Here is a 10,330-nt window from a genome sequence, read left to right as displayed (position 1 = left end):
TCTTCAGGCACGGCCTGAACAGCTTGATGCGATTCTGCGCCAACCTGCTCTCTTTTTGCCGACACCTGTTCAGTGAAATAGGCCGTAACAGAATGCCGGTACCGATTATGATTTTAGAAAATGTCTAGTAGTGTGAACGTTAATATTAGAATATTTTTATTGCAAATCAGCACTTTAACACTTTTGAATACTTTATTCTCAATTTTTTCATATTTATATTGCGAAATATTCAAAGACATCAATATACGAAAGGTTCATATATTTGAGAGTTAGCAATTATAATAAGCCAGGTACTAATGACACGATTTATTTTAAATATTTTAAAAAAACGGGCCGGAACAAAAAAAATGCAAAAAATATATGAAGCTTTATTTCGAATAGCGTTATCTGGAATGAACTATGGAAACGGTGGCGACTTCAAAGAAAGTGGTGAAATGAATGTTTTAAAAATCGTTAAGGAAAGGTTCAAAAATGAATTACCCATTACGATCTTTGATGTAGGAGGCAATGTCGGAAATTATTCAAAAAATTTATCTGATATTTTCAACGATAAAGCGACAATACATTCTTTTGAACCTTCTAAAAAGACATTTGAAATATTTCTTAGAACTACTAATGGTATTACAAACATAATCCCTAATAATTTTGGACTTAGTGATTCTGAAACCGATTTTGTTCTCTACTCGAATGCAGAGGCGTCTGGACTAGCCTCTGTTTACCATAGAAATCTAGAACACTTTGGTATATCAATGGACAAAAGCGAAACAATTAAATTATCCACCATTGACAACTATTGTCAAAAGAATAATATAAATCGTATTCATTTTTTAAAATTGGACATAGAAGGGCATGAACTGATGGCACTAAAAGGTGCCCACCAAATGATTGCTGACAAGAAGATTGATTTAATACAGTTTGAATTCGGTGGTTGTAATATAGACTCAAGAACTTACTTCCAGGACTTTTTCTATTTACTGAAAGACAAATATCGTATTTATCGAATACTGAAGGATGGCTTAGTGGAAATTTCTCAATACAAAGAAACAAACGAAGTATTTATTACAATTAATTATCTCGCGGAAAGGCTGGATTAAAATTACGGTTTCTAACAAGAGTATTGCAAATAGTGGGGCAGGACCCCAGTACTTCGCTCAATTTTTCAAATCCAGCTTGTCTTCTGCTGTTTTTAACTACGCTATTTTAGGAAATGAACCGATCACCTCAGAATGGCTATTAGCGGAATTCGACGCCAGGTTGAATAGCCCGGCAATCAGGAAAAGAATCGAAAGTACCATTTTGATGAAGAAATGATCAGTCGGCTAACTGATTTCACCCGACAGGCTTTCAAGCTACTCGCTCCAACTAATCCGCTGCCAACCGAATGCCGCGACCCCGATAACAATAATGTCCTTCAGCTGGCCGAGTTTGGCCAAGCCGACTACCTTGTCATAGGCGATAAGGATTTTCTGATTCTGGAAAATTTCGGTTCCTGCCAAATTGTCTCACCAAGAACTGTTACAGAAGTAGTTGAAATGATCCGATAGACCTCACTTGCGGATATATCACACTGACCCATACTTACAAACTACCAACCATGAAGCAACTTATATTTCTCGCACTAGCCTTGTTCCTAGCCGCCGCCTGTGCCCGCAATACCGTGCCGGACACCAACCGCGTTGTCTTAACCGGAATAGACGCCACCAAGAAACCCGGTGATGATTTTTTTACTTACGCCAACGGCATTTGGTACGACACCGCCCGGATACCAGACAGCCAAACGGGCGTGGGTTCGTATTCGTTTATGAACTACCCGCAGCGTGTGCGGTTGCAGGGAATTCTTGACAGCGTTTCGGCTCGCTCCAATACGCCTGGCAGCATAGAACAAAAGGTGGGTGATTTTTATGCTTCCGGCATGGACATGGCGGCGATCGATAAGCGCAGTTACGAACCTATCCGGCCCTTGCTCGCCCGCATCGACGCCGTGACCGATGTGGCTTCGTTGTTGAAGTTGGTGGTCGAGGAACAAAAAGTGGGGAATAGGTCTATCATTGGCTTGAGTATTGGGCCCGATAACAAACAAAGTACGGTCAACATCGCCCAGTTTTCCCAAACCGGAATTGGATTACCAGATCGGGATTACTATTTCAAGATCGATTCATCGACCGCCGCGATTCAGAAGGCGTACAAAAAGTACCTCGCTGCCCTGTTTGAACTGACCGGAACCGGGGCAACGGCGGCGGAGAAAAATGCGGCAGTTGCCTATGATTTGGAAAAACAATTGGCCACGGCCCACAAAACGAACATCGAGCGCCGGGATGTCAAGGCCAACTACAATAAAATGGCGGTCGCGGATCTTACCAAAAAGCAACCTGTCCTGCGCTGGCCTACGTTGTTGAGTGATTTAGGGTTGAAGGTCGATTCGGTCAACGTAAGGCAACCCGCCTATTACGACAAGCTGAATACGATTCTTGAGTCGGTTCCCATCGCTGACTGGAAAGTTTATCTGAAAGCCAATGCGTTGGCCCACTACGCCAACTACCTGAGTCAACCCTTTGTGGATGCGTCGTTTGCGTACGCCAAAATCCTGACCGGACAATCGGTGAAGCAAACTCGGGCCGAAGAAATGACGCAGGCGGTGGATCGGTCGATTGGCGACGCGCTGGCTCAATTGTACGTCAAAAAGTACTTTCCCGAAGCGGCCAAGAAACGTATGAAGGTACTGGTCGCCAACCTGGAAAAAGCTTTTGAAGCCCGCATCAACAACCTGGAATGGATGAGTGATTCCACCAAGACCAAGGCGAAAGAAAAACTGTACGCCTTCACGGAAAAAATCGGCTATCCGGACAAATGGCGGGACTACTCGAAGGTAAACGTAAAACGGGACGCTTACTTTGAAAACCGCTTGGCGGCTACTAAAAACGACTACCTCTACAGTCTGGCGAAAGTGGGACAGCCCGTCGATCGGACAGAGTGGCACACCACACCGCCCACAGTGACAGCCTACAACAATCCTCCGCTCAACGAAATTGTTTTTCCGGCGGGCATCCTGCAACCTCCCTACTTCGATGTGAATGCCGATGATGCGCTGAATTACGGCGGGATCGGCATGGTAATCGGTCACGAAATAACGCATTCGTTTGACGATCAGGGTGCTCAATTCGATAAAGTAGGGAACGTGACCAACTGGTGGAAACCGGAAGATTACGCCAAATTCAAAGCGAGAACCCAGCAGGTGATCGACCAGTACAATACGTTTACCGTACTCGATTCGGTACACGTGAAAGGAGCCTTGACCGTGGGAGAAAACACCGCCGACATTGCGGGCGTGGCTATTGCGTACGATGCCTTTAAACTGACGGAGCAGGGAAAAAGCGGTGCGAAAGTCGATGGCTTTACCCCCGATCAGCGTTTCTTTATTTCGATTGCCCGGATATGGCGGGTAAAAACCAGGGACGAGTTTTTGCGGATGTACGTTAACACCAATCCGCACTCCCCGGCTAAATGGCGGGTGAACGGGCCGCTAATGAACTTCACGCCATTTTACAAAGCCTTCAATGTGCAACCGGGCGACAAAATGTACAAGCCCGAAAACCAAAGGATAGTCGTTTGGTGAGGGCCCCGTCCAGTTTTTACCCTATGAAAACATTCCTGTCACTGGCTGTCCTAAGCCTGCTTTCGACCCTAATTTTGGCCCAGGAACCCGGCGTGGTCATGCCGAAGAAAGGGCTTTGCGCCCACCGTGGCTGCATGGACACGCACCCGGAAAACACGCTCCCATCCCTGCGGGAGGCCATCCGTCTGGGGGCACAGATGATCGAGTTCGACATCCAGCTCACGCGCGACAGCGTACTGGTGCTTATGCACGATGAAACCGTCGATCGCACCACTGACGGACACGGACGCGTGTCCGACCTGACCTTCGCCGAAATCGAAAAACTGGACGCGGGTGGATGGAAATCGCCGATGTTTAAAGGCACCCCCGTGCCGACTTTCGAGAAGACTCTGACTATGCTGCCGCGCAACGTCTGGCTCAACTGCCACCTGAAAGGCGACGAAGCGGTGGGGCGGGCGGTGGCGTCGATGGTGGCTAAGGAAGGCCGGATGCACCAGGCGTTTCTAACCTGTGGGGAAAGAGCTGCCGAGGCGGCCCGCGCCCAAGTGCCGGACATCCTGATTTGTAACGGCGAGAATCGCTACCGGAAAAACGCCCCCCTCTACGCCGACGAAACGATCAAGATGAAGGCGCAATTCATCCAGCTCCTGCGTAATGAGTCGGGCGAGAATCGCAAGGAGGTCATGGATAAGCTGAGAGAAAATGGCATTACCGTCAACTACTACTACGCCCAATCACCCGACGAACTGGCCAGATTGTTCGTCGAAGGAGTCGATTTCGTACTCATCAATGATCTGGCTCGATTCCAGCCGGAGGCCGGGCGATTAGGAATTTCCGCCTGGAAGCCACAGTTTTGACCTTTCCAAAATCTATTTTCGTAAAAAAAATGCGACTGTTCCCAATCCCTTTCCAGCTGTTATGTCTATGCCTGATTGCATCGACCCTTCCTGCCTTTTCTCAGCAATCTACCAGGCACACCTCCTTCAAACCCGGCGGTGAGTGGCTCGATACCGACGGCAAGCACATCGACTGCCACGGCGGTAATATCATTTATGTGGATACTTTGCAAACCTATTATTGGTACGGCGAGCACCGGGGCCAGCCGCGCGGGGCTTCCTGCTACTCTTCCAAAGATCTCTATAATTGGAAAAACGAGGGTGTGGTGTTGGACAAAGGGTCAATCGAAATTTTTGAGCGTCCTAAGGTAGTTTACGATGCCGCCAGGAACCAATACGTGATGTGGTTTCATTACGACGGCAACCGCTACACCGTCGCGGAACTGGGCGTAGCAGTCAGCGACAAGCCGACCGGGCCATTCGTAGTGCAGAAGCATGAGCGACCCAACGGCCACGAATCGCGTGACATCGGCATGTACCTGGAACCCGATACAAAAAAAGCCTACATCGGCTACGCGGCCGACCACACCAACCGCACCATCCGCATGGTGGAGTTATCGGATGACTACCTCAAACTTACGACCCAGGACGTGGACATCGATGCGCACTGCGAAGGACCGGGTATCTTGAAGAAAAACGGCACCTACTATCTCCTTACCAGCGGTTGCAGCGGTTGGACGCCCAACCCGGCTACTTACTACACCGCCAAGAATATATTGGGGCCCTATACCAAACAGGGCAATCCATTTGTGGGCGATGCGGGCAATAACTCCTTCAATTCGCAGCCCTGCTACATTTTCAAAATTCCGGGCTACAAGGACGCCTACCTCTACATGGGAGATCGCTGGAACGGCGGCGGACGGCCAGATTCGCAGTACGTGTTTCTGCCCATCACGATTACCGAGGACGGCAAAATGGAACTTCATTGGTACAAGGAGTGGGATCTGAGCATGTTCACGCCGGAGAAGGTAAAGCGGTAGGGTGCATGCTTTAGCCAAAGTCCCGGAACCCATTTAGGAATAGATTTTGTAGGTGGTACTTTTATTGCGAAGCCTCCGCAGATGAATTCCTAATCTTACCGTTGGATAAAACACCGATACCACCAATACCCTCCCTGAGCGATAAAATCGTCCCTTTGCTGGAAGATTTGTATTACCCCAGCGAATCGGACGAACCCGTGCAGTTTTTCTCCTTGCCCTGGACCAGGCAGGAAGAAATTACCGCTGGTAAGTTCGGGGAATTGCTCGATTTGGATTCGGGGGAAAACGTGACGGAAGAGGAGCCGGAACAATTCTGGGCGCCCGTTACCGTGGACCGGGAATGGTACGAGACCGAAGAAAGGGAGCGAACTGTTCGGTTTGGAGAACTCAGGCGCATTTTGGAAGAAACTCTAGAACACATCCACTACTACGAAGTTGGGGAAATGGAGGTGGGTCTGTACCTGATTGGGCGGGCAGACAAAAATATTATGGGAATAAAAACAACCGCTATCCGCACATGAGATATAATCGCATCACTATCCTATTTCTGGTAGCCCTCCTGCTGGTGGGCTGCACGAAGAAGGCGTTAATTAGACCCGTAGCGGAAAGCGTCCATACGAGCCTGGGCAATCCCACAGAGGCTCGGGCGGACACTGCCGACGCGAATAACTACCTCATTCTGAAAAAGCAGTACGCCCTGAGCTACAACCGCAGCCTGGGCCACGCCAATTGGGTGAGTTGGGAGTTGGACGCCGATTGGCTGGGTGAGACCGACCGCCGCGACGACTTCCGCCCCGATCCCGATTTACCCATGGGTTGGTACCGAGTGCGTCCCAACGACTACACCGGGTCGGGCTTCGACCGGGGCCACCTTTGCCCGTCGGCCTCCCGCACCGCATCGGAAGCGGACAATTCATCGACTTTTGTGATGAGTAATATGGTTCCGCAAGCCCCGCAACTCAACCGCGAAGCGTGGGCCCGATTGGAAGCCTATTGCCGGTCCCTGGCTGACCAGGGGTACCGCTTGTTCGTTGTGGCGGGGGCCTATGGCATCGGTGGGAAAGGCAGCAAAGGTTTCACCACCACCCTGAACGGGCGGGTTAGCGTTCCGGCCCATTACTACAAAGTAATCGTGGCGGTAGAGAACTCAGGAGGAGTCGAGCGAATCGACGGTAGAACGCCCGTAATTGCCGTCGATTTCCCCAACGATGCCGACTTGGTGGACAACAAAAGCTGGAGCAACTTCGTGACTACGCCGGAAGAAATCGAGCGGGCCGCCGGGGTGACTTTTTTCGGTTATCTACCCGAAGCGGTACGAAATGATTTGCGGGAAATTCGTTTTGATCCGACCACAACGACTTTGGGGATGTCCAGTGAAGATCGGGCAATGCCAAAGTAGTTTCTCGATATTTCTAACTGTTTTACCGGTGTCGCAGCATTCAGTTCACCCCTGTCAATCGCCAAATTACAGTCTGTCAGCTTTGTGAGAAATATCAAACAGCTTATGTTCGATCCAGGTACTTTGGCACTTTCCGTGTCGATAACAGTTGTAGAATATCAGGCGGTACGGATACAATTGTTTTGGATAGATTGCAAAATGCACCTAGCTTCGTGCGATTTTTTTATACTTTCCAATTTCAAACCTATTTCTATGAATATCAAGCAGATTTTCGCCGTCATACTTTCCATCCTCGGGATTGGTGCGCTTATCTATACCGCCATCCAGGCATTGAACGGCGGCAACTTCAAGGAATTGATTGTTTATGGTATCCTCGGATTCGTATTTTTCTCGTCGGGCGTGACCTTGATGCGCACGCTTCGTGATTCCTGAATAACTCTCGGGACTACTCGACAGAAATTTCTCCGGTCAGGTACAATTTAACCTGCCCGGAGATTAGCGTACGGTCCCCGGCAAGTTCGCAGCGCAAGTACCCGCCACGGGCAGAAAGCTGCCTGGCTGTCATTTTTTTCTTGCCCAGTTTTTCGGCCCAATAAGGAATGAGCGTGGTGTGGGCCGAACCCGTCACAGAATCTTCGTCGACGCCCGACTGCGGAGCGAAGAAGCGCGACACGAAATCTACCTCGTCGCCGGGGGCAGTCATGATGATGCCACGCGTGGGGACGGTCGATAAAATAAAAATATCAGGATTCAGATTCTTGATCTGGGCTTCGTTTTCCAGCACCAGCATATAGTCTGATTTCCCCCGGAACGTTTCGAATTCGTCCACCGACTTGATGCCTTCCTGCAACGCAGGCGGCGCTACTGCGGCCTGATATCGATCAGCAGGGAAGTCAAGCGTGATCCATTCCTCCTTCCGAAATATCTTCAATTCACCACTCCTTGACTCAAAGGATATTTCATTACCATCGTATTTTTCAATAAAAAAAATAACGTACGCAGTCGCTAGTGTAGCGTGGCCGCATAAGTCCACTTCCACGGTGGGCGTGAACCAGCGGATGTGAAAGCCCTGCTCGGTCGGGACGTAGAAGGCGGTTTCGGCCAGGTTATTTTCCTGAGCAATTTTTTGCATCCACTCGTCCGAGATCCACTCTTGCAGGGGAACTACGGCGGCGGGATTCCCCCCAAAGAGTTGATCGGTAAAAGCGTCTAATTGATAAAGGCGGAGGTTCATAGTTTGTCTAAGAAATAGTTTGGGACAAGGTATCGAAAATTTCTTCGTCGAATGAAAGCAGGGAAGGGATTTTCAGCGTGGCAAGGTCGAACTTGGCATCGTCATACTCATATTCAGCGGGAACAGCCACGGTCAGCATTCCTGCCGCCACCGCCGAGCGCATTCCGTTGCCCGAATCTTCGAACGCCAGGCAATGCGCCGGATCGGTACCTAGCATCTGCGCCGCACCCAGATACACATCGGGGAAAGGCTTGTTCCTCGCCTCCAGCAAAGCTGAATGCCACAGCTTGAAGTACTTTTTAAAGTCCAGCCTTTCGAGCACAGTTTCAATAATTCCCATCGGCGAAGCCGACGCCACGGCCAGCGGAATGCCGCGTGCGTGGAAAAACTGGATCAGCGCCAGAGCACCGGGCATGGGGCGGGCATTGGCCCCGATCCGGTCGTGGGCTAGGTCAATAATTTCATCGCCGATTTGAGTCTGCGTTTTTCCTTCCCAGGGAAAACGGTCGTAGGCCAATTGTACAAAAGGGGTAGTCCCCAGCCCGGTCGCTTCTTTACAAAAATCTTCGGTAAGGGCTACGTCAACGGTGTCGAAAACTTCAATGGCAACGTCCCGCCAGATCGGCTCAGAGTCGACCAGGAGCCCGTCCATGTCGAGGATGGCCGCTTTGATTTTTATTAAATCGTGTACTTGTGAAGTCTTTAAATTGGGCATTCGACTCGCGGTCAAGAAGCTTTGAGAAATAACTTGGCTTTATGAAAAGTTAAAAATACCTACGCTACTGTTGGTTGCCATTTTAGCAACCGTCTTACGGTGAGCTTGGATAGGGAAAGCACATAACAAGTCAACGATTACACAACCTTCCTATACTTCCGCCTGTCGGAACGGCTTGACGTCGATTTTCTCCCAGACGCGGCCCGTGACGTAGGGATCGGTGTCGAGCCAGGCTTTCAGTTGGGTTTCGTCGTCGAAGTCCACGAGCATCATTGAGCCAATCATCTGATCTTCGGGGCTAAGCAAGGCACCACCCAGAACGAAATGCCCATTTTCTTTGAGGGCTCTGGCCCGGTCGAAGTGCAGCGGACGAGCGGTCAAGCGGCGTTGGTGCGCCTCTTCGTCAGTATAGTCGTAAGCGTGAATGACGTAAAGCATGAGGGTTGGGATGTTTTAGAGTTGGGAGATTTAGTGAGTCAACGGTTGAGGGCGTTCGTCGTCGGCTGGTAAGTTTTGATGAGAAAAGAAATCCGCGAGCAGTTTTAACCACTGACCCGCTCCGAAGTGTCCGTTTGCATTCCAACCTTTCCTTCGTTTTTCAGCGCCAAATATACGCCATTTGTCCAGCCGAAGCCTTCCTGAATCTCGTACTCTCCGTCGCAGGGCAGTAGATTGGTGTGGACGATGTTATACTTCTCAAGAATTTTTCCCAGTGATTTGTACTGTTTCTCAACTACGTGCAGCCAGCTCGTTTGCAATTTGGCAGCGGTGCGATTGAAGTGGTAGTTACGTAATCCTCGATAGGTCATCCATTGCAGGGGCGCCCAGCCATTGGGTTTGTCCCACTGTTGGCCCGAATTGGTCAATGTTGTCAGCATTCCACCAGAACGCAGGAACTTCACTCTAAGCTTGGACTTGACGGCGCGGGCCTGCTGGGTGTTGGCTAATTTGAAATACAACGGAAAAACCGCCGCCAAACTGAATGTGTCGGTAAACTTCTGCTGCTGATAATCATAATCCATGTAAAATTTCCGCTCCTCGTCCCAAAAACAGGTGTCGATTGCAGTTTTGCGCCGACTGGCTTTCTGCGCGTAGTCAAGAGCCAAATCGGGGTAGTTGCCCAGTTGATATGCTTCAGCCAGGGTACTTTCCAAATGATGCATGAGGCAGTTGAGATCTACAGGCAGGATATTGGTAGTCTGGATCGTGGCAAACGTTTTTCCATCGGCCATCCAGCGGCTGCTAAAATCCCAACCCGACTCGGCGGCAGCGCGCAGGCAACGATACACCGACTCGGGTTCGTGGCCGTGTTTTTCCTTTGCTTCCTTGGCCAGTTCCACGTCCTCAGCGTAGGCTTCGGGGCGCGGGGTGGCGCGGTCGTCCCAATAGCGGTTGAGTACGGTGCCATCGGGCAGCCGCACCACGCGGCGGTAGTCTGGTTCGTCCTTGTCCAGGCGTTCACAGCCATCCATCCAGAAGTCGTACTCCTTTTG

12 protein-coding genes are annotated in these 10,330 nt (G+C 50.1%); 8 read left to right on the top strand and 4 right to left on the bottom strand.

Annotated elements, in window-relative coordinates:
* The first annotated feature begins 347 nt into the window (after positions 1 to 347).
* The 8 genes from ACEW8P_RS21935 (at position 348) to ACEW8P_RS21900 (ending at position 7,320) form a co-directional block, all read left to right on the top strand.
* Entirely contained in the window at positions 348 to 1,094 is a 747-nt protein-coding gene (locus ACEW8P_RS21935) for an FkbM family methyltransferase (protein WP_373515209.1), read from the top strand.
* Positions 1,095 to 1,307: 213 nt separating this feature from the next.
* Positions 1,308 to 1,544, top strand: a complete 237-nt coding sequence (locus ACEW8P_RS21930; RefSeq protein ID WP_373515208.1) for a putative toxin-antitoxin system toxin component, PIN family — start codon at positions 1,308 to 1,310, stop codon at positions 1,542 to 1,544.
* A 50-nt stretch (positions 1,545 to 1,594) separates the two neighbouring features.
* Entirely contained in the window at positions 1,595 to 3,613 is a 2,019-nt protein-coding gene (locus tag ACEW8P_RS21925) for a M13 family metallopeptidase (protein WP_373515207.1), read from the top strand.
* A 23-nt stretch (positions 3,614 to 3,636) separates the two neighbouring features.
* Positions 3,637 to 4,470 (top strand): glycerophosphodiester phosphodiesterase, encoded by an 834-nt coding sequence (locus ACEW8P_RS21920; RefSeq protein ID WP_373515206.1) that lies wholly within the window; start codon positions 3,637 to 3,639, stop codon positions 4,468 to 4,470.
* A 29-nt stretch (positions 4,471 to 4,499) separates the two neighbouring features.
* Positions 4,500 to 5,489 carry a glycoside hydrolase family 43 protein gene (locus tag ACEW8P_RS21915; RefSeq protein ID WP_373515205.1) on the top strand — a complete coding sequence of 330 codons (990 nt, stop codon included), beginning with the start codon at positions 4,500 to 4,502 and terminating at the stop codon, positions 5,487 to 5,489.
* Positions 5,490 to 5,590: 101 nt separating this feature from the next.
* The gene (locus tag ACEW8P_RS21910) at positions 5,591 to 6,010 is read left to right on the top strand and encodes a nuclease A inhibitor family protein (protein ID WP_373515204.1); all 420 of its coding nucleotides are present in this window, start codon (positions 5,591 to 5,593) and stop codon (positions 6,008 to 6,010) included.
* Complete coding sequence (locus tag ACEW8P_RS21905) at positions 6,007 to 6,888, top strand: DNA/RNA non-specific endonuclease (RefSeq protein WP_373515203.1); 882 nt, start codon at positions 6,007 to 6,009, stop codon at positions 6,886 to 6,888. The genes ACEW8P_RS21910 and ACEW8P_RS21905 overlap by 4 nt, the downstream gene beginning before the upstream one ends.
* A 252-nt stretch (positions 6,889 to 7,140) precedes the next feature.
* Positions 7,141 to 7,320: a hypothetical protein gene (locus ACEW8P_RS21900; protein ID WP_373515202.1), complete on the top strand. Its 180-nt coding sequence runs from the start codon at positions 7,141 to 7,143 to the stop codon at positions 7,318 to 7,320.
* Between the two features lie 13 nt (positions 7,321 to 7,333).
* Here ACEW8P_RS21900 and ACEW8P_RS21895 read toward each other — a convergent pair whose 3' ends face one another.
* The 4 genes from ACEW8P_RS21895 to ACEW8P_RS21880 all read right to left on the bottom strand — a co-directional run.
* Entirely contained in the window at positions 7,334 to 8,122 is a 789-nt protein-coding gene (locus ACEW8P_RS21895; protein WP_373515201.1) for a PhzF family phenazine biosynthesis protein, read from the bottom strand.
* 7 nt (positions 8,123 to 8,129) lie between these two features.
* Complete coding sequence (locus tag ACEW8P_RS21890) at positions 8,130 to 8,837, bottom strand: HAD family hydrolase (RefSeq protein ID WP_373515200.1); 708 nt, start codon at positions 8,835 to 8,837, stop codon at positions 8,130 to 8,132.
* A gap of 150 nt (positions 8,838 to 8,987) precedes the next feature.
* Positions 8,988 to 9,275, bottom strand: a complete 288-nt coding sequence (locus ACEW8P_RS21885) for a YciI family protein (RefSeq protein WP_373515199.1) — start codon at positions 9,273 to 9,275, stop codon at positions 8,988 to 8,990.
* A 104-nt stretch (positions 9,276 to 9,379) separates the two neighbouring features.
* Positions 9,380 to 10,330, bottom strand: a 951-nt coding sequence (locus ACEW8P_RS21880; protein WP_373515198.1) for a trehalase family glycosidase, incomplete at its 5' end; no start/stop codon positions are given.

The organism is Persicitalea sp., from assembly GCF_041751555.1.
Lineage (GTDB): Bacteria > Bacteroidota > Bacteroidia > Cytophagales > Spirosomataceae > Persicitalea.
The sequence above is the reverse complement of the archived record's forward strand: the minus strand, read 5'-3'. Positions and strand labels throughout refer to the sequence as shown.

Excerpts from the sequence above, each read along its gene's own strand:
- ACEW8P_RS21935 (WP_373515209.1), top strand. The coding sequence starts at position 348 with ATGCAAAAAATATATGAAGCTTTATTTCGAATAGCGTTATCTGGAATG.
- ACEW8P_RS21930 (WP_373515208.1), top strand. The coding sequence starts at position 1,308 with ATGATCAGTCGGCTAACTGATTTCACCCGACAGGCTTTCAAGCTACTC.
- ACEW8P_RS21925 (WP_373515207.1), top strand. The coding sequence starts at position 1,595 with ATGAAGCAACTTATATTTCTCGCACTAGCCTTGTTCCTAGCCGCCGCC.
- ACEW8P_RS21920 (WP_373515206.1), top strand. The coding sequence starts at position 3,637 with ATGAAAACATTCCTGTCACTGGCTGTCCTAAGCCTGCTTTCGACCCTA.
- ACEW8P_RS21915 (WP_373515205.1), top strand. The coding sequence starts at position 4,500 with ATGCGACTGTTCCCAATCCCTTTCCAGCTGTTATGTCTATGCCTGATT.
- ACEW8P_RS21905 (WP_373515203.1), top strand. The coding sequence starts at position 6,007 with ATGAGATATAATCGCATCACTATCCTATTTCTGGTAGCCCTCCTGCTG.
- ACEW8P_RS21900 (WP_373515202.1), top strand. The coding sequence starts at position 7,141 with ATGAATATCAAGCAGATTTTCGCCGTCATACTTTCCATCCTCGGGATT.
- ACEW8P_RS21895 (WP_373515201.1), bottom strand. The coding sequence starts at position 8,122 with ATGAACCTCCGCCTTTATCAATTAGACGCTTTTACCGATCAACTCTTT.
- ACEW8P_RS21890 (WP_373515200.1), bottom strand. The coding sequence starts at position 8,837 with ATGCCCAATTTAAAGACTTCACAAGTACACGATTTAATAAAAATCAAA.
- ACEW8P_RS21885 (WP_373515199.1), bottom strand. The coding sequence starts at position 9,275 with ATGCTTTACGTCATTCACGCTTACGACTATACTGACGAAGAGGCGCAC.